The sequence below is a fragment of the Mesorhizobium sp. WSM4819 genome, assembly GCF_055811215.1.
Genome location: NZ_JBVVQO010000027.1, coordinates 1 through 17831, shown reverse-complemented (window position 1 = coordinate 17831; position 17831 = coordinate 1). Strand labels below are relative to the sequence as shown.

16 protein-coding genes and 2 pseudogenes are annotated in these 17831 nt (G+C 62.8%); 6 read left to right on the top strand and 12 right to left on the bottom strand.

Going from position 1 to position 17831, the window contains the following annotated elements; genetic code table 11:
* Positions 1-25 precede the first annotated feature (25 nt).
* Together AC0L18_RS21870 and AC0L18_RS21865 are read right to left on the bottom strand one after the other, a co-directional pair.
* Entirely contained in the window at positions 26-1210 is a 1185-nt protein-coding gene (locus AC0L18_RS21870) for an amino acid aminotransferase (protein ID WP_473494179.1), read from the bottom strand.
* 182 nt (positions 1211-1392) lie between these two features.
* Positions 1393-2545: pseudogene (locus AC0L18_RS21865) on the bottom strand (OpgC family protein).
* A 365-nt stretch (positions 2546-2910) separates the two neighbouring features.
* Here AC0L18_RS21865 and AC0L18_RS21860 point away from each other — a divergent pair.
* From AC0L18_RS21860 to AC0L18_RS21845, 4 genes are all read left to right on the top strand, one after another.
* The gene (locus AC0L18_RS21860; RefSeq protein ID WP_473494178.1) at positions 2911-3429 is read left to right on the top strand and encodes a sigma-70 family RNA polymerase sigma factor; all 519 of its coding nucleotides are present in this window, start codon (positions 2911-2913) and stop codon (positions 3427-3429) included.
* A gap of 8 nt (positions 3430-3437) precedes the next feature.
* Positions 3438-4211 carry an anti-sigma factor family protein gene (locus AC0L18_RS21855; RefSeq protein ID WP_473494215.1) on the top strand — a complete coding sequence of 258 codons (774 nt, stop codon included), beginning with the start codon at positions 3438-3440 and terminating at the stop codon, positions 4209-4211.
* A 22-nt stretch (positions 4212-4233) separates the two neighbouring features.
* A complete protein-coding gene (locus AC0L18_RS21850; protein ID WP_091591079.1) occupies positions 4234-4950 on the top strand; it encodes a Bax inhibitor-1/YccA family protein in 717 nt (238 codons plus the stop codon).
* A gap of 123 nt (positions 4951-5073) precedes the next feature.
* A complete protein-coding gene (locus tag AC0L18_RS21845) occupies positions 5074-5622 on the top strand; it encodes a DUF2076 domain-containing protein (protein ID WP_473494177.1) in 549 nt (182 codons plus the stop codon).
* 510 nt (positions 5623-6132) lie between these two features.
* Here the strand turns inward: AC0L18_RS21845 and AC0L18_RS21840 are convergent.
* Together AC0L18_RS21840 and AC0L18_RS21835 are read right to left on the bottom strand one after the other, a co-directional pair.
* A pseudogene (locus tag AC0L18_RS21840) lies at positions 6133-6902 on the bottom strand (arginase family protein); the annotation flags it as partial.
* Between the two features lie 240 nt (positions 6903-7142).
* Positions 7143-8090 (bottom strand): homocysteine S-methyltransferase family protein, encoded by a 948-nt coding sequence (locus AC0L18_RS21835; RefSeq protein ID WP_473494176.1) that lies wholly within the window; start codon positions 8088-8090, stop codon positions 7143-7145.
* A gap of 243 nt (positions 8091-8333) precedes the next feature.
* Between AC0L18_RS21835 and AC0L18_RS21830 the strand changes: the two genes are divergently transcribed.
* Positions 8334-8987, top strand: coding sequence for a TetR/AcrR family transcriptional regulator (locus AC0L18_RS21830; protein WP_091591074.1), 654 nt, complete (start codon positions 8334-8336; stop codon positions 8985-8987).
* Between the two features lie 56 nt (positions 8988-9043).
* On the opposite strand, the gene AC0L18_RS21825 is transcribed toward AC0L18_RS21830, so the two are convergent.
* The 8 genes from AC0L18_RS21825 to AC0L18_RS21790 all read right to left on the bottom strand — a co-directional run bounded on the left by AC0L18_RS21825 (position 9044) and on the right by AC0L18_RS21790 (position 17083).
* The gene (locus AC0L18_RS21825) at positions 9044-9514 is read right to left on the bottom strand and encodes a YbaK/EbsC family protein (protein WP_473494175.1); all 471 of its coding nucleotides are present in this window, start codon (positions 9512-9514) and stop codon (positions 9044-9046) included.
* Positions 9515-9526: 12 nt separating this feature from the next.
* Positions 9527-10348 (bottom strand): MBL fold metallo-hydrolase, encoded by an 822-nt coding sequence (locus AC0L18_RS21820; RefSeq protein WP_473494174.1) that lies wholly within the window; start codon positions 10346-10348, stop codon positions 9527-9529.
* Positions 10349-10351: 3 nt separating this feature from the next.
* Positions 10352-11146 (bottom strand): TatD family hydrolase, encoded by a 795-nt coding sequence (locus AC0L18_RS21815; protein WP_473494173.1) that lies wholly within the window; start codon positions 11144-11146, stop codon positions 10352-10354.
* On the bottom strand, positions 11146-12699 hold the full coding sequence (gene metG, locus AC0L18_RS21810; RefSeq protein ID WP_473494172.1) for a methionine--tRNA ligase: 1554 nt from the start codon (positions 12697-12699) through the stop codon (positions 11146-11148). The genes AC0L18_RS21815 and metG overlap by 1 nt, the downstream gene beginning before the upstream one ends.
* Positions 12700-12780: 81 nt before the next feature.
* Complete coding sequence (locus AC0L18_RS21805) at positions 12781-13836, bottom strand: DNA polymerase III subunit delta' (RefSeq protein ID WP_473494171.1); 1056 nt, start codon at positions 13834-13836, stop codon at positions 12781-12783.
* The gene (gene tmk / locus AC0L18_RS21800) at positions 13833-14504 is read right to left on the bottom strand and encodes a dTMP kinase (RefSeq protein ID WP_473494170.1); all 672 of its coding nucleotides are present in this window, start codon (positions 14502-14504) and stop codon (positions 13833-13835) included. Before tmk ends, AC0L18_RS21805 begins: the two co-directional genes overlap by 4 nt.
* A gap of 64 nt (positions 14505-14568) precedes the next feature.
* Positions 14569-15735 (bottom strand): D-alanyl-D-alanine carboxypeptidase family protein, encoded by a 1167-nt coding sequence (locus AC0L18_RS21795; RefSeq protein WP_473494169.1) that lies wholly within the window; start codon positions 15733-15735, stop codon positions 14569-14571.
* Positions 15736-15853: 118 nt separating this feature from the next.
* Complete coding sequence (locus AC0L18_RS21790) at positions 15854-17083, bottom strand: septal ring lytic transglycosylase RlpA family protein (protein WP_473494168.1); 1230 nt, start codon at positions 17081-17083, stop codon at positions 15854-15856.
* A gap of 36 nt (positions 17084-17119) precedes the next feature.
* Between AC0L18_RS21790 and AC0L18_RS21785 the strand changes: the two genes are divergently transcribed.
* Positions 17120-17380 (top strand): hypothetical protein, encoded by a 261-nt coding sequence (locus tag AC0L18_RS21785; RefSeq protein WP_473494167.1) that lies wholly within the window; start codon positions 17120-17122, stop codon positions 17378-17380.
* Positions 17381-17831 lie beyond the last annotated feature (451 nt).

Below are 17831 nucleotides of genomic sequence, written 5' to 3'. Positions count from 1 at the left end.
ATTGTCCACAGCGCCGCTCAAAGTCTCAGTCGAGCACGGAGACGATCGCCTTGGCGAGCGCGTCCATGCCGTCCTCCGGCAGGCCGGCGACGTTGATGCGGCTGTCGCCGACCATATAGACGCCGTGCTCGGCGCGCAGCCGCTCGACCTGCGCTTCGGACAGACCAAGCCGGGAAAACATGCCGCGATGGCTGGCGACGAAATCGAAGCGATCGGAATTGGACTGCCGCCGCAGCGCTTCGGCGAACTGCACCCGAAGCCGCAGCATGCGCAGGCGCATCTCTTCGAGCTCCGCTTCCCAGTCGGCGCGCAGCGTGGCGTCTTCAAGCACGATGCGCACCGCGGCCGCGCCGTGGTCCGGCGGCATCGAGTACATGGCGCGCGCCGCCGACAGCATCTGGCTCATTGCGACATCCGCCTGCGCGCTGTCTTTTGCCAGGATCATCGCCGCGCCGACGCGGTCACGATACACGGCAAAGTTCTTCGAGCAGCTCGAGGCAACGACCATTTCCGGGACTTTTGCTGCCAGCAGGCGCAAGCCGGCGGCGTCAGCGTCAAGGCCCTCGCCAAACCCCTGATAGGCAATGTCGACAAAGGGCAGCAGGCCGCGCTCGACGACGAGGTCTGCTATTTCAGCCCACTGCGCGATGTCCAGATTGGCGCCTGTCGGATTGTGGCAGCAACCATGCAGCAGCACCACGTCGCCGTTCCTGGCGGTCGCCAGCGCGCTCATCATGTCGGCGAAGCGAACAGCACCTGAGGCTGCGTCGAAGTAGGGATATTCGCGTATCTGCAGGCCGGCGGCGCGCATCACCGGCATGTGGTTGGGCCAGGTCGGGTCCGACAGCCAGATCGTCGCGTCGGATCGCGTCCTCTTGAGCAGCTCGGCCACCAGCCGCAGCGCGCCCGAGCCGCCGGGCGCCTGCGCCGCACGGATGCGCGTCAGCTCGGCCGCCGGACCAAAAACCAGCCTCGCCATCGCCGTGTTGAAGCCGGTATCGCCGGCAAGGCCGAGATAGGTCTTGGTGTCCTGGCTCTGCAGCAATCGTTTTTCGGCTTCGCGCACGGCGCGCATCACCGGCGTCTTGCCAGCGCGATCCTTGTAGACGCCAACGCCGAGGTCGACCTTGCCGGGGCGGGGATCGGCACGATAGAGGCCGATCAAGGCGAGGATCTTGTCGGCTGGGGCAGGCTGGAGGTTTTCGAACATCGGCGCGGCTCCGTTGGCGGCGGAGTGATACGCAAATCGGCTGTGCTGCGCCAGCGGTTTTCATTTGCGCCAGGCTGAAAACCGCCAACCGGGAGACTGGACACAGGAATCCAAAGCGTGGCCTGGAGGCGAGGCTCGCACCGGGGAAAGGCCTTGATCGCACGGCGCGTTGCGCCGTTCCATCATGCCGGTTTGAGGGCAGCAGACGGCAAGGCGGCTCCAGATTGCCGCTTCTTGCCGCCCCAACCGATCCGCGGCAACCATTCGAGGTAGTAGGCGAAGCCGAACTGCAGCGCGATGCCTGTCGAGATCAGGATCGCGTCGTAGAGGAGGCCGCCCGGGCTGACGACCTTCATGACCTGCGCGATCATGGCGAGGATCGTTCCGGCGATGAAGACCGGCAGCGAATGCTTGCCGAGAACCGCGAGCGGGTGTCCGGGCCTCGTCTTCGCCAGGTTGGAAAGCGCCGGGATTGCCACGATCAGATAGGCGATCGCCAGAATGTGCATGAGGCGCGACAGCGACAGGAACGTCTTGTCGAAGCCAGTCAGCACGGTAGGCAGGCCTGAGGCCGTCTCGATGCCCCAAAGCGGCAGCCGCACCCAGATCAGCGCGCCGACCAGATACAGGACGGCCGCGCTCGCCATCATCCAGTTGAAGCGGATTTCGCCGCCGCGCTTGATATGCAGCATGCCGGCGATGCCGATGACGAAAAGAAACTGCCAGGAGAGCGGGTTCAGGAACCAGAAGCCGTCGCCGGGGAAATTCGAAGGCGCGATCTGGAAAATGCCGGCGATGAGCCAGAGGAGAGCGGACGCAGCAAGCATCAGGCGCAGGCTGAAAGTGCCGATCCACAGGAAAAGCGGCATCATCAGAAGTACGACGGCATACATGGAAAGAATGTTGTTATAGCCGATCTGATGCCCGAGCGCCGCGATGCCGAGCAGCGCTTCCGGCGTGTCCTCGATGATCATCTGGATGTTGATCAGCTTCAAAAGATCGGGCCGCGAGAAATGCAATGCAGCCGCCGAGAAGATCGCCAGCGTCGCGACAGTGGTCATGACGTGGGTGACATAGAGGACACCGGCACGCCGCCAGGCCTTCAGGGTGATGAGCAACCGATTCCCCGGCTGGAACTTCAGTCCGTAGGCGAGCCCAACGGCAATTCCCGAAATCAGCACGAATGCTTCGGCCGAATCGGAAAAGCCGAAATTCTTGTGCGTGACATACTCGAAGAATCGTCCCCGGCACGTGGTTGACGAAGATCGTCAGCAGCGCTAGCGCGCGGAAGACATCGATGCGGGTATCCCGCTGGGCTGGCACATTGCCTGTCATGTCGGGGCTTGTCATGTCGGGTCGATAATTCGTTGAACAAAAGCGGGCCCAAAGGGCCGTCTGCGAAGGGAAGATTCGACGGTGAATGTTTCCTGCCTATAACTCGCAAGTGCCCCGAAAAAGATGACACTTTCGCGATTTTTCGCGTCACAAATTAATTCAGGGATAAACATCGAAATCCCCGGTGGCGCTAAAACCGCGCGGCGAATTGAGGCGGCTGCGGGGAGGGCCGCTCGTTCCGGACAAGGAATCGTACGCGCGCTGGTGGCGTTGTGCCGGCTGTGCCTGACATCCCGGATCGCAAAAAACTCAAAGAGCGGGATTAAAAGCCTGCCATGCTCCGTAAACAGGACGTGAGAGGGTCGATGCCACGCTTCGATATCGTAGGACAGCTTGGTTCTTTGCGCCGCTACGCGCGTTCGCTGACGCGCGACAGCGCGGAAGCAGAGGATCTTGTGCATGACGCGCTGGTGCGTGCCTATGAGCGGCGCGGCACCTTTCGATCCGGCGGAAACCTGCGCGCATGGCTGCTGTCGATCGTCCACAACGCTTTCATTGACGGCCTGCGGTCCCGCAAATCCGAAGCGGTGCGCGTCGAGCAGGCCGGATATCTTGCCGACGCCAGCATGCAGGCACCCCAGGAGCATTCCGTCCGCCTGGCACAGGTACGTGAAGCTTTTTTCAAATTGCCGGATGAGCAGCGTTCGGCGCTGCATCTCGTCGCCATCGAGGGGCTTACCTACAGCCAGGCGGCCGAGGCCAGCGGCGTGCCGCTGGGAACGCTGATGTCGCGCATTGGCAGGGCGCGCGCAGCGCTTCGCGAGATGGAGGACAAATTGCCGGCACATGCGAAAAGCCACCTCAAGATCGTGGGAGTCCCGTGATGTCCATGATGAGCGAACTGCGCGATCCGGTGACGGATGCCGACCTCGACGCCTATGTCGACGACCAGCTGGACGTTGCCCGCCGCATTGAGGTCGAGGCGTTTCTGTCCGCCCGTCCGGAGGCTGCCGCCCGCGTGATGTCCGACCTCAGGACGCGCGACGAACTGCGCGTGGCGCTTGCCGGATGCAGGGGCATGGCGCAGCCGGCGACGGCTGATGCGGCACGGCGGCTGGAACGGGGACTGGCTCGAGGGCGCGCCTTGCGCACGTTGCAGCGGGCTGCGGCGGTCGCAGTCCTGCTGGCTGCGGGCTGGTTGGCGAACGGGATCGTCGGACCGATTTCGGTGACGAAAGTCGTCGCCTCGACCCAGCCGCCGGTCTATCTGGAGGAGGCGATCCGGGCACACAGGACGACGATCCTGCGCGAGGCGATGTCATCCCAGCCCGAAGCGCCGGATTACGATGCGGACGAAATCCGCGCCGCCACGGCGATCGTCATGCCGTCGCTGCCGAAGGACTGGAAAGTCCGTGACGTCCAGATCTATCCATCGCAGTTCGGCCCGAGCGTCGAGATGGCTGTCGAAACAACAGACCTGGGACTGGTGTCGCTGTTCGCGATCCGGCCCGGAACGTTCGACGTGGTCCAGCCGACCGTCGCCCCGTCGGGCGAAATTTCCTCGGCCTATTTCCAGATCGGCGAAGTTGCTTACGCAGTCGTCGCCCGAAGCGGTGTCCGCGATCTCGATCGCACCGCAGAAACGCTCGCCAACACGCTTTACTGACCCTTCACAAAGGAGAACCCGCATGAATACCCCCAATCTAGGATACCGCACCGGCGTCGGAGCCCAAACCGGCGCCGTCTATGACGAAGGCCTGCGCCAGCACATGCTGCGCGTCTACAACTACATGGGCGTTGGCCTCGTCGTTACCGGCGTGATCGCCTTCGTCGTGGCTTCCACGCCAGCCCTCTACGTGCCGATCTTTTCCACTCCGTTGAAGTGGGTGGTGATGCTGGCACCGCTCGCCTTCGTGCTGCTGTTCTCGTTCCGGATGCAGACGATGTCCGCGGCCGGCGCTCAGGCGATGTTCTGGGCATTCTGTGCGGTCATGGGCCTGTCGCTGGCATCTGTGTTCCTGGTGTTCACCGGGACCAGCATCGCGCGCACCTTCTTCATCGCCGCCACCATGTTCGGCGCGACCAGCCTTTACGGCTACACGACCAAACGCGACCTGACCCAGTTCTCGTCCTTCCTGATCATGGGGCTGATCGGCGTGGTGATCGCCAGCATCGTCAACATCTTCCTCGGCTCGACCGCGCTCCAGTTCGCCATCTCGGTGATCGGCATCGCCGTGTTCATCGGCCTCACCGCCTGGGATACCCAGACGATCAAGGAGCAATTTGCTGAAAACTTCGGTGCGGAATCGCAGCAGAAGCTCGCCGTCTTCGGTGCATTCTCGCTCTATCTGAATTTTATCAACATCTTCCAGCTGCTGTTGAACTTCACCGGCGAGCGCGAATAGCCGCGTCAAATCCATGCATGTCGCGGCAGCATTTTTGGAGCAGCGACATGCATAACAGAGACTTGAAGCGCGTCGCGAAAATCTTTCGGAACGCGGCGCGCCTGGATATCGGAGTTGCTTGCCATGGACAGGAACGACCAGCAGGCGATCGCCAATCTTTTCGAGAAACTTGCGAATGTCGAGCGGCAGACGCCGCCGCGCGACGCCGAAGCGGAACGCTTCATCAACGATCAGATTGCCCGGCAGCCCGGCGCCCCATACTACATGGCGCAGACGATCGTTGTGCAGGAACAGGCGCTGAACGCGGCACAGTCCCGCATAGAAGAACTGGAACAACAGGCACAGCAGCCTGCCGGCGGCGGATTGCTTGGCGGCCTCTTTGGCAGCAGCGGCGCCAGGCGCTCGGGTTCGGTGCCGCGGGTCGGGCGCACCGCTGCCGCTCCGCCGCAGGAGCCGCTCTCGGGCAATGATCGGCGCAGGGCAGACGGCGGTTTCCTCGCCGGAGCCGCGCAGACCGCGATGGGCGTTGCTTCTCGGCAACGCCATCGCAGGCATGTTTGGCGGAAGCCAAGCGCAGGCAACCGAGCCGGCGGCGTCACAGCCAGACGAAGCCGCTGCCGACCAGGCAGGCGACGCCGGCTCCGATGGCGGCGGCGATTTCGGCGATATTGACTTCTGACGAGGAGCGGCAGGCGCGCAGGGCGGTCTGCCCAGGAAATCGGCCTTCGCGCGAGTCTACGGTGTCGTAGCAGATACTGCTCAGCAATTCCCGGCGTTGGTTTTGAGTGTCTGGCAGCGACAAGGCGAAGAGCAGGGTGCGGCCCTAAGCCGCCATGTCATCAACCTAAAGTAAACGATGCGGTGCAATCATAGCGGCAGGGCGATGACGACTTTGGGGTCGGATATACGATGGGTGATTTGCTCCAATTTCTCGGTGACGTGCTGAGTACTTGATATCGGCAATCCTTCAAAGTCGAAATTCATGCGATGGTTGGAACGCGCCGTCATTGCAATTGTAATGGGCCTGATCCCGCTGGTGCTTTATCGGATGTACTGGTGATGATGACCGCAGTCGGCGCCTTTCAGACGTTCATTAGATTGCGCCGAGAGCTTTAACGATCTCAGAAACAGTCATGCCGGAGAGCGGCTTCGACGCCGTGAGCGTGAATTTCGCGGGCGGTCGCCCGCGACCAGGTCGATCACCTGAGTGTAGGTGAGGCCGCCGGGCGTACGCGCCGCCACGCCCGGCATGATGCCGGGATCGAGGCCGTCGCAGTCGAGGGTGACGACGACCCGCGCTCCTTCCGGAATATGCCGGAGAGCGGCTTCGACGCCGTGAGCGTGAATTTCGCGGGCGGTCACCAAGCGGCTGCCATAGTGCCGCGCCGCTTCGATTTCGCTGAGGCGTGCGCTGCCGACGCCACGGATGCCGACCTGCACGATGCCGGCGACATGCGTCATCTCGCTCGCCCGGCGCATCGGGTTGAATAGCGTTCGCCATGCAACTCGTCGCGCCAGTCGATGTGGGCGTCGATCTGCAGGATCCAGACCGGCCCGTGATCCGCAAAGCCGGCGAATAAGGGAATGGGCACGGAATCGTCGCCGCCGAGCAGGATCGGTACGGCCGGCAATGCCAGAATCTCGCGCGTCGTCGCCTCGATCCGGGCCCGGTTGCCGGGATTGTCATGCATGGTTGTCGGGATGTCGCCGGCGTCGATGCAGCAGACCGGCTTACCGTCGAACAGCGGGCCGCCGAGATCGAAATCCCTGTGCTCGACGAGTTCGGCATCGACTTGGCTCGCAGCGCGGATGGCGTTGGCGGCCAAGGCATAACCGCTGCTGTCCTTGCCGGGATAGGTGCTGCCGTGACCGGCTCCGAAGATTACCGCACGGGGCGTGTGGCCATTGGCGAGGCGATCGGGAAAGCCGAGAAAGGGAGGCGAGGCGGTCATTTCATGATTGCCGTTTGCTGTAGGAGCGAATCCTACGCTAAGCCCATCGACGCAAAAATCAGAGAGGCTTTCCGTCGGTTCACGCTGAGAATTCCACCCATCAGAAAGTCGCATAAGATAGATTATGGAACTGATGTGCGTTGTGATTGCGTTGCTTTTCGGCCCAACCGCAGTTCCTTGTTTCCTTTGGAACCAGCGGAACTGCGGTTGGTAAGCGTTGCGTCTCCCTGGGACAGGTTCCTACGCCGCTTGCGGCACGCAGGCCTCGCAGATCGCCGCGACGTGCCGGTGGTCGGTGCCGCAGCAGCCGCCCAGGATGCGCATCGTCGGAAACGAGGCTGTCAGCCTGCTGTAGCGCCGCCCGAGATCGTCCGGGTCGCCCGCGTCGAGCGTATCCGATTCGTCCAGTTCGGCATGGCTTTTGGTTGAAGCGTTCGCCTTCACGCCATAGACGCGATCGAGCCAGCGCTCGCCCTTGTTCAGCGCCTGCATGAAATGCGTCGGATGGGCGCAGTTGATCATATAGTAGGCCGGCGCACCGTCTGTCGCGTCATCGACCCTGTCGATCGCCTCGCCGAGCGTCGTGCCGGTCACCAGCTTGCCGTCCGTCTCCACCGTGAACGAGATCATGCACGGCATCTCATGCGCCTTGGCAGCCCGCGCCACGCCGATTGCCTCGTGGAAATTGGTGAGCGTATAGGCCGCAACCATGTCGGCCTCGGTCCGCGCGAAACTCTCGATCTGCGCCGCGTGATAGGCTTCCGCCTCGCTGGCGTCCATCTTGCCGGCTTTGTAGCCGTCGCCGCGCGGCCCGATCGCGCCGCTGATGACGCACGGCGTTTCGGCGGTCTCGAACTCATTGCGCAGGTCGAGAAGAAGCTCGATCGAGGCCTCGTTGACGGCCCGCAACGCTTCCGGCCCGTAGCCGAGCAAGGTTCCCCAATCGGGGTTGGCTCGCCACGTCGGCGTGTCGAGGATGAAGCCGGTCCCGCTTCTGCGCGCAATGGTCAGATAACGAACGAAATATTCCCTCAGCTTCTGCCGGCCTTCAGGCGTTGCCATCAGCGTGAATGAAGCAAAGTGCGGAAGGTCAAGGCCTTCGTGAAAGATGAGGGTCGTTTCCATGCCGCCATCGCTCAGGAATGTTCTGTTGGCGAGTTGCGGCAGATTCTGGCGGTACTTGGCCATGTTTGTCTCCAGTGGTAAGATGACACCGTGCCGCCCTGATGGCGGCCGGTTCGCAATAGCCAGGTTTTAGCAGTACGTGCCGCCGGTGCGGTAGAAGGCTTGTGGTCCGGTACTCCACCGAAGCGGAAACCGCAGCAATTACAGACGGATAGCCGCGCTGGGCCGGTCATATTGCTATCGGTGCCGATGGTGGCGGGTGTGAAAACCATACCGCCGATACAGTAGATCTAAGGACATTCGGTCATGCGCAAAGGTGCGGAAACGCGCGAACGCATTCTGGAGATCGCCGAGGCCTCGGTGCTCGCCAAGGGCTTCGGCGCGACGTCCATCGAGGAGGTGATCGCTGAAGCCGGCATCACCAAGAGCGGCTTCTTCTATCATTTCAAAGACAAGAACGAACTCGCCCGCGCCTTGATGCTGCGCTACGTCGAGGAGAACGACCGCATCTTCGATGATGTGTTTCACCGCGGCCGGCAATTGTCCGATGATCCGTTGCAGTCGTTCCTGATCACGCTCAAGCTGCTTGCCGAGCTGATGGGTGACTTGCCGAACGGCCACCCCGGCTGCCTGATCGCGACGTTCACCTATCAGGAGCGCCTCTTCGACCGCACCGTTCGCGACATCGCCGCCGCCGCCGTCCGCTCCTGGAACGGGCGGTTTCGCGACGCGCTGAACGAGATCGCGGCCGTTTATCCTGCCCGCAAGGGCATGGACCTCGACGACGTCGCCATCATGTTCTCCTGTGTGATCGATGGCGGCATCATCATGTCGCGCGGGCTCGGCGACCCGCGTGTCCTCGAACGCCAGATCCTCGCCTTCCGCAACGTCGTAAAGATGTTGTTCGCGCCGGCGGCGCCCGAAATCATGCAGCCGCCCACCGCAGTCGCCGCCGAATAGAGTGCGCCAGTCGGCGCTCGCTGCAGCCTCGAGACTGCGTATCAGGCGCGTTCGATTCAGACTGCCAGTGTCGCCACGACAGCTTGCGCTGCCTGGACCATCGCCTGTGGTTCGGCGGCGAACACCGCGTCGTGCGCGCCGGCCGCTGCCCAAACACGATCGAAACCGAGCAGCGTTTCGTCGGCGAACGCCGGGATCGCAATCAGATGGCCGATCGGCGCCACGCCGCCGATGGCAAAGCCGGTCTCGTCGCGGATCTGCCGCGGGTCGGCGCGCTTCAGCGGCTCGCCGGCCAGTGCGGCAGCCCTGGCCAGATCGAGCTGATTGGAGCCGGAAACCAGGAAGAGAAACAGCTTTCCGCTGGTTTCTCCCTGGAACACCAGGGATTTGACGATCTGGGCGACTGTGCAGCCGCATTGCGCGGCGGCTTCCTCGGCGGTGCGTGTCGAGGCGCCCATGCGCCTGATTTCGATGTCGAGGCCGGCATCGGCCGCTGCCCTGGTCACACGATCCATGCTTCCAGCCATGAAGAACCGAACCTATCGTGCAGATTCATAAGGGATTTCGATCGTCATGCCGTCATAGGCCGGGTCGACGTCGGCCGGCGTCTCGGCCATCACCGCAGCGTAGTCGAGCGGCACATGCATATGCGTCAGTACGGTCTTTTTCGGCGCCAGTTTTTCGATCCAGCCGAGTGCCTGGCCGAGCGACAGATGGCTCGGATGCGGCCTGTATTGCAGCGCATCGATGACCAGCACGTCGAGATCGCGCAGCCGTTCGGCGGTGGCGTCGGGGAAATCACTGACATCGGGGCAATAGGCGAGGCCGCCGATGCGAAACCCAAGCGATATGATGTCGCCATGGATCTGCGGCAGCGGCTCGAGAGTCAGGGCACCCCCCTCGCCTTCGATCACCACCGGCCTGGCATGGTCGATGATATGGGGCTCGACAATGGGCGGATAGGAACTGCCTAACGGTGTTTCGAAACAATAGCCGAATGCTTCCCGTAACCGCAGCATGGTCGGCTGGTCGGCGTGGATATCGATCCGATGACGCTGCTCGAGCACGAAGCCGCGCAAATCGTCGATGCCGTGGATGTGGTCGGCATGCGGATGCGTATAGACGACCGCATCTATGCGCCTGACTGAAGCCAGCAGCATCTGCGCGCGGAAATCCGGCCCGGTGTCGATGACGACTGTGGTCCTGTCGCCGTTTGCCGCGATCCGCTCGATGAGCGCTGCGGTGCGCATGCGCCGGTTCCTCGGATTGGCCGGATCGCAATTGCCCCAGTCGCCGGTGATGCGCGGCGTGCCCGGCGATGAGCCGCAGCCGAGAATGGTGAGGCGCAGCCGGTCGCTCATACGTCAAACGCTCAGCGCGGTCGGGCGCGGCATCTTGCTGAACAGCCGGAAGAAATTGTCCGTGGTGACAGCGGCGATGTCAGCCTCGCTGACGCCGATCGTTTCGGCCAGCACCTTGGCCGTATGCGCGACATAGGCAGGCTCGTTGCGCTTGCCGCGAAACGGTACCGGCGCAAGGTACGGCGCGTCGGTTTCGACCAGCAGGCGGTCATGTGGCACATCGGCGGCGATGGCGCGCAGCTCGGCTGAATTCTTGAAAGTCACGATGCCGGAAAAGGAAACATAGCCGCCGAGCGCCACGCCGATTTCGGCCAGCCTGCGCCCTGACGAAAAACAGTGCAGGATGAACGGGAAGGCGCCCTTCCCTGTTTCCTCCTTGAGGATATCAGCCATGTCGCTGTCGGCATCACGCGCGTGTATGACCAGAGGCAGGCCCGTCTCGCGTGCTGCGGCGATGTGCGTGCGAAAGCCCTGCGCCTGCGCATCGCGCGGCGCATGATCGTAGAAATAGTCGAGCCCGGCCTCGCCGATCGCCACCACTTTGCGATGAGCGGACAGCCGGACAAGCGCCTCGACAGTCACGTCCAGCTCCTCGGCGGCGTTGTGAGGATGGGTGCCGACAGAGCAATAGACTTCGTCGAAAGATTCAGCGATCTCAAGCACTTGTTGGAAACGCTTCATACGCGTCGAGATCGTCACCATGCGACCGATTCCAGCGGCCAAGGCGCGGGCGACGATGGCCGCCCGCTCCTCTGCGAAATCCGGAAAGTCGAGATGGCAGTGACTGTCGACCAACATCAGATATCAGCGTCCGGTTGCTCGACGTAACGCGGAAACACGCCCTCCGGCGCGGGCAGAGTAACCCCCGATACCAGCGCATGGTCCGCGTGGACATGCACGAAATCGCGGCTGTCCGCCGGTACGGCCAGCAGGTCGAGCAGCTTGGCGGCCGATCCCGGAATGAAGGGTTGGCACAGCAGCGCCACGCGTCGGACGACTTCCGCGGTCGTCCACAGCACCGTTTCCATGCGCGTCGGATCGGTCTTTCTGAGCGCCCACGGTTCCTGCGAGGCGAAGTAGCGATCGGCCTCCGCCACGACGCCGAAGATCGCCGCCAGCGCTAGATGGATGCCCTGCTCCGCCATCATCTTGCGTGCAGTAGCAAGCGCCTCCACCGCCTGGTCGAGGATCGCCCTGTCGGCCTCCGCCAACTCGCTGCGTTTCGGCACTACGCCGCCGCAGTTCTTGGCGATCATCGACAGCGAGCGCTGCGCCAGATTGCCAAGGCCGTTGGCGAGGTCGGCATTGGTGCGGTTGACGATGGCGTCGTGGCTGTAGCTGCCGTCCTGGCCGAACGGCACTTCGCGCATGAAGAAATAGCGCACCTGGTCGAGACCGTAATGATCGATCATCGCGAACGGATCGACGACATTGCCGACCGACTTCGACATTTTCTCGCCGCGGTTGAACAGAAAGCCATGCGCGAACACGCGCTTCGGCAGCTCGATCCCCGCCGACAGCAGGAAGGCCGGCCAGTAAACGGCGTGGAAGCGGACGATGTCCTTGCCGATGACGTGGACGTCCGCCGGCCAGAACCGCCAATTGTCAGCGTCTTCATCGGGGAAGCCGGCAGCGGTGATGTAGTTGGTCAGCGCATCGATCCAGACATACATCACATGCTTGTCGTCGCCCGGCACCGGCACGCCCCAATTGAACGTGGTGCGCGAGATCGACAGATCCTTCAGTCCGGATTTGACGAAGCTGACGACTTCGTTGCGCCGCTCGGCCGGACCGACGAATTCGGGGTTGCTTTCATAGAGCGCGAGCAACCTGTCCTGATAGGCGGAAAGGCGGAAGAAATAGCTCTCTTCCTCGGTCCACTCGACCGGCGAGCCGAGCGGCTCGCGGCGCACGCCGTCGTCGCCGACCTTGGTTTCGGCCTCGTCGAAATAGGCTTCCTGCCGCACCGAATACCAGCCGCTGTAGCGGTCGAGGTAGATGTCGCCATTCTCCGCCATGCGCGTCCAGATCGCCTGGCAGGACTTGTAATGGCGCTCCTCGGTGGTGCGGATGAAAATGTCGTTCGAACAACCGATCGCTTCATACATCGAGCGGAAGATCGCCGAGTTGCGATCGGCAAGCGCTTTCGGCGTCAGGCCTTCGGCGTCCGCCGTCTGCTGCATCTTCAAACCGTGCTCGTCGGTTCCCGAGACGAAGAAGACGTCCTTGCCGTCGAGCCGCTGGAAGCGGGCCAGCGTGTCGCTGGCGATGACAGTGTAGGCATGACCGATATGCGGCTTGCCGTTCGGATAGAAAATCGGCGTTGTGAGGTAGTATTTGTCGCGTGCCATGGATGAGCCGTCATGAATGTCTGAATGAAGATGTAGCGGTGGATATCGCATCGAAACGGCGATTGCCATCCCGATGGGCCGTCACATTCGCATTGCAGAATTCAGGCGGTCGATCATGGTCAAGGCATGCTGCTTCTTGTCGAGATTGTAGGTGTCGGTCTCAGATATAGCGTTCAAAGCCTCGTGCCAAGTATCGGACAGCGTTTTGGCCCGCGCCAGATCGCCCGTCAGCGCGGCCTGGCTTGCGCCGGTCGAGAGCAGGTCGAGCGCCCGGCGATTGAAAATCTCGAACTGGATCGCCCGGTCGCGCCCGGCGACCGCCTCCGCGAGGCGATAGGCGCCGGCAACATCGCTCTTTGCCGCTGTCGCCAGGGCGTCGAGCGTCTCGGCGATTTCCAGCCCGCCATACTGCGTCAACAGTATTGCGGTGCGCGCGCTGCCCCCTGCCCGCTTGGCTAGTGCCGCGCGCGCCGCGGGATCGTCCGGTGGCGGCGGTTCGACGCTCTCCAGAACCGTCATCAGGCTCTCGGCATCGAGCGGCGTGAGCCGCACCATCTGGCAGCGTGAGCGGATCGTCGGCAACAGGCTGCCCGGCGCGTGGACGATGAGGATGAACAAGGTGCGTGCAGGTGGTTCTTCAAGATTCTTCAGCAAGGCGTTGGCCGCATTGGTATTCATGTCGTCGGCCGGGTCGACGATCACCACCCGGTAGCTGCCGTCATGCGAGGTCAGCGACAGGAAACGGCTGACCTTGCGGATCTCGTCGACGGTGACGACCGTCTTGAAGCTTTTCGTCTTGTCGTTCGGTGGGCGGGTCAGATGCAGCACCGAGGGATGCGCGCCGGTGGCGATCTGGCGAAACAGCGATGACGCCGGATCGGGAACGGCAAGGACCTCCGGCGCCTGTTCGAACGCCGGATGCTTCAACAGATGGTGCGCCAGATGAAAGGCGAGCGTCGCCTTGCCGATGCCGACCGGCCCGACAAAGATCAGCGCATGCGGCAGCTTCCCGGAGCGATAGGCTGATGCCAGCATGTTCGCTGCCTGGTCATGTCCGACCAGGCGCGGCGTCTCGGATGGCTCCGGTACGCCGTCAAGCGTGTCGTGCTGTTCTGGTGCGATCCGTTCGAAAATCATCCCGGCGCCTGCTTCCTGTGTCTCGGCGTCATCGTCTCCAGCGCCGCGAACACGGCGCCGGCGACGACATTCCCCACCGTGTCGGGGTCGGCGGCCGCGTCGACGACGATGCAGCGCTCGGGTTCTGCCGCGGCGATCGCCAGAAACGCTTCGCGGCGGCGCTGATGGATATCAAGCGTTTCCTTTTCGAAGCGGTCGGCGCCGGCATCGGTGCCCCGCCGTACCGTGGCGCGCCGCAGTCCTTCGGCCGGGTCGAGATCAAAGATCAGCGTCATGTCGGGCACCATGCCGTTGATGGCGACCTTTTCCAGCGCGTCCATGAAGGCTGGATCGAGGCCGCCGGTGACGCCCTGGTAGACGCGCGAGGAGTCCATGAAGCGATCACAAAGCACGACCGAGCCGCGCTCGACCGCCGGCCGGATGACCTGCTCGACATGGTCGGAACGCGCGGCGGCGAACAGCAGCGCCTCCATTCTGGGGCCGAATGGCTCGGCAGCGCCGGAAAGCAGCACATGCCGGACCGCCTCCGCGCCTGGCGAGCCGCCCGGCTCCCGCGTGACAACGACATCGTATTGCTTGGCGCGCATCTTGCCGGCCAGGCGCTCGATCTGCGTCGACTTGCCTGCCCCTTCTCCGCCTTCGAAGGTGATGAAGAATCCGCTCACCAAAGCCTTTATCCATGCTGCGGGACCGTAATAGTCCTGACTTGAGCAAAGGTCCACGCCGCGGCTGCTAACGCAGCCAGCCGACCGCCAGTTCCTTGGCGGCATCGAGCGCGCGTTGCGGCAGCGAGCCGACGCCAACCGGCTCGGCGGCGAACAGCGGCGTCTCCTGGCTCAGCGTGTCACCGATCCAGACCCGCAGCGCTCCCACCGGTTGCCCCTCCTCCACGGGGGCTGCAACCGGTCCCTCATAGACGATCCTGGCGGTCAGCTTGTCGCGGTTGGCGATCGGCAGGAAGATGACCACGGGCGCTTTTGCCTTCAGCGCCACGCCGGATCTCGCGCCGCCGAAAACCTGGGCCTCGCCGACCACCTCGTCCTTGGCGAAAATCTCGGTTTTCTCAAAGGAACGAAGGCCCCAGTCGAGCAGCTTTCGCGCTTCTTCGGCGCGCTCGCGGTCGCTTGCCAGGCCGCTCATCGCCGCAATGACCCGCCTGCCACCTTGGCTGACCGAGCCGACGATGCCGAAGCCGGATGCCTCGCTCCTGCCCATCGCCAGGCCGTCGGCGCCGATATCCATCGCCAGCAGCGGGTTGCGGTTCCTCTGGGTGATTTTGTTCCAGGTGAAATCCTTCTGGCCGTAGTAGCGATAGAGGTCCGGGTACTCGCGCCAGATATGCAGGGCAAGGAGCGCAAGCTCTCGAACCGTCGTCTGCTGACCATCGGCCGGCAGGCCGGTTGCATTGACGAATGTCGATTTCTCGAGGCCAATCTGCCTTGCGCGCTCGGTCATCCCAGTCGCGAAATTCGCCTCCGATCCGGCAAAACCTTCGGCGATGATGATGCAGCCGTCATTGGCTGCCTGGACCGTCACGCCTTGGATCAGGTCTTGAAGCCGGATCGTCGACTTGAGTTGGGCAAACATCGTCGACGTTCCGGATGGCGCGCCGCCGGTGCGCCATGCGTTCTCACTCACCACGTACGTATCGTCGAGCGTCACGCGCCCCGATTTGATGGCGTTGAAAACCACCTCCATCGTCATCAGCTTGGCCAGCGAGGCCGGCTGTATAGGCCTGTCGGCATCCTTGGAAAACAGCACCGTTCCGGTTTCAGCATCGATCATGAAGGCCTGCGCGGCCTTGGTTTCGAAAAGCTGCGCCGCGGCCGGAGCCAGCGAAAGCAGCAGGAGGCCAAAACCCAGAAGCCCGGCGAGAGGCGCGGCGAAGCGAAATTTCATGAGAAGTTCGACCTGTCAGCCGGTATTTCTGCGCAAGCTCTATCAGGCTTTGTCCCGGCCGATCAACGGCGCAACGGACAAGTAACGGACAACTGGGCAAAACTTCAGGTTTTGCCGGTCAATTCCGAACCACGAGCGCGTCCGGCGCGCCATGCGACCATGCCGCCTGCAGCATGTCGTCCAGGCTGCCATGGCCGTCCGGATAGAGATTGACCGAATACCAGTCCTTGCCCTCGAATTCGGAGCGCTGGATTTCGGTCTTGCCGAAGCCGGAAAGCTGGGTTGCCACCTGCTGCGCCTCGGCGGCATCCTCGAACGAGCCCGCCGCGATATAGTCCGTGGTCAAGGCGGCCGAAGGAACTTGCCGCTTCCACGATTGAAGGATTTCGGCAGGCGACATACCGGCGCCATCCAGCGCGGCAAAGACAGTGGAGGCGCGCTGCACGCGTTCGCTCGCGTAAGACAGTGTCGCTACCCTGAACGGCGATTGCGGCGGCAGATTGATCTGCGGCCGTTCCGGCACGATCGGCCCGAAATCGGGCAGCGTCACGCTGCCAGCGGCCGGCGTCTGCGCCGCCACGACAGGCTGTGCCGATGCGGAATTCGTCAACTGACCGGGAAAGGCAGCGGCTGCGGCCAACGCCGTGCTCGGCGATGGTCCATTCATGGCGATCATGACGCCGGTGGGCAGGCCGTCCGACGGATCCGGCGCCCTGTTGCCGGGATGGTAAGAGGCCATCAGATAGTGTTCGTCATTGCCATGAAGCGGCGCCCGTCCGACATATTCGACCTTCACCTTGGCCGTGCCGATATTGGCATAGTCGAGCATTTCGGCGGCGCGCTTCGACACATCGATGATGCGCCCGTCATGGTAAGGACCGCGATCGTTGACGCGCACGACGACCGAGCTGCCGGTCTTCAGATTGGTGACCCGCGCATAGCTCGGCAGCGGCATTGTCGGATGCGCGCCGGTCAAATGTGTCATGTCGTAGACTTCGCCGTTGGCCGTCAGCCTGCCGTGGAAGGCTTCGCCATACCAGGAGGCGAGACCCTTCTTGGCGTAGCGCTTGTCTTCCTTCGGATAATACCACTTGCCGCGCACTTGATAGGGCTTGCCGAGCTGATCGCGTCCGCCGCCACGCTGCAGGCCTGACATCTTGAAGGTAACGCGCGGGCTGGCTTTTACGCCATATTCGGATTCGGCAAAATATTCCTTGGAGCGAGGCTTCTTGTTGACCATTGCCTTTGGCTGTGGCGGCGCCGCGCAAGCGGCCAGCAACCCAGCCGACAAGGCAAACAACGCGAAAGCGGAAGCGCGACGAAGACGCGGGCGCGTCGTGCTTGGCATTTTTCGATTGTCCCCTCTCAACAAAGGCGTCGCCACTTGAACGTCGGCAGGGCCAAGAACCTACCCGACAATTCCAGCGCCACCTTGATTCGCAATCCCTTGTGCACAGGAATTGTTTATCACCGTATTAACCGATTATGGTCGGAACCGGGCGAGATTGTGGCGCAAGCCGCCCCGGCGATGCTAGTGAAAAATCACGTCGTTTCGAGCTTCGGCGCAGCGCTGCTCGTCCGGCTCAAGCCCCGCCGTCAAGCACCCGTGCCCTGCCCCTGGCAGGAACCGGCAACAGCCGGTTGACAGGACTTCATAGGGCGCACTAGAGCAATGAAGCGCGAACGATCTCCGAGGCGTGCCCACAGCGTACGCGTTGCGATCAGGACGAGCATCCAGGTGGTTGAAAAATCACGATGGAGGGATGGCCGAGCGGTTTAAGGCACCGGTCTTGAAATTCGCTACCACCCATCCCTGCCCATCCCGCCGCGTACCCGCAAAGCCTTGTCTATCAAGCATTTAAAGACCCAGCAGCGCCGTTCGTGCCGCGTCGTCCTGTCCGGTACCGTAGCGTTGCGTTGCAAAAAGCGTAGCAACTCGTTCACCGGCTGTTCTGGGCTCGCGCTCCCAAGGATTTCCTGCGACTATCGGCAGGTCCGGACGGTAGCCTGTTTAAGTGGCGCCTCGATGTCAACGACGATCATCGGCTCGTCCTCGAAAATGAGTGCTAGAGGCTTTCTCATGTCCTCACCCTCCT

Coding starts and splice junctions, on each gene's coding strand:
- AC0L18_RS21870 (WP_473494179.1), bottom strand. CDS start 1,210: ATGTTCGAAAACCTCCAGCCTGCCCCAGCCGACAAGATCCTCGCCTTG.
- AC0L18_RS21860 (WP_473494178.1), top strand. CDS start 2,911: ATGCCACGCTTCGATATCGTAGGACAGCTTGGTTCTTTGCGCCGCTAC.
- AC0L18_RS21855 (WP_473494215.1), top strand. CDS start 3,438: ATGAGCGAACTGCGCGATCCGGTGACGGATGCCGACCTCGACGCCTAT.
- AC0L18_RS21850 (WP_091591079.1), top strand. CDS start 4,234: ATGAATACCCCCAATCTAGGATACCGCACCGGCGTCGGAGCCCAAACC.
- AC0L18_RS21845 (WP_473494177.1), top strand. CDS start 5,074: ATGGACAGGAACGACCAGCAGGCGATCGCCAATCTTTTCGAGAAACTT.
- AC0L18_RS21835 (WP_473494176.1), bottom strand. CDS start 8,090: ATGGCCAAGTACCGCCAGAATCTGCCGCAACTCGCCAACAGAACATTC.
- AC0L18_RS21830 (WP_091591074.1), top strand. CDS start 8,334: ATGCGCAAAGGTGCGGAAACGCGCGAACGCATTCTGGAGATCGCCGAG.
- AC0L18_RS21825 (WP_473494175.1), bottom strand. CDS start 9,514: ATGGCTGGAAGCATGGATCGTGTGACCAGGGCAGCGGCCGATGCCGGC.
- AC0L18_RS21820 (WP_473494174.1), bottom strand. CDS start 10,348: ATGAGCGACCGGCTGCGCCTCACCATTCTCGGCTGCGGCTCATCGCCG.
- AC0L18_RS21815 (WP_473494173.1), bottom strand. CDS start 11,146: ATGTTGGTCGACAGTCACTGCCATCTCGACTTTCCGGATTTCGCAGAG.
- metG (WP_473494172.1), bottom strand. CDS start 12,699: ATGGCACGCGACAAATACTACCTCACAACGCCGATTTTCTATCCGAAC.
- AC0L18_RS21805 (WP_473494171.1), bottom strand. CDS start 13,836: ATGATTTTCGAACGGATCGCACCAGAACAGCACGACACGCTTGACGGC.
- AC0L18_RS21795 (WP_473494169.1), bottom strand. CDS start 15,735: ATGAAATTTCGCTTCGCCGCGCCTCTCGCCGGGCTTCTGGGTTTTGGC.
- AC0L18_RS21790 (WP_473494168.1), bottom strand. CDS start 17,083: ATGCCAAGCACGACGCGCCCGCGTCTTCGTCGCGCTTCCGCTTTCGCG.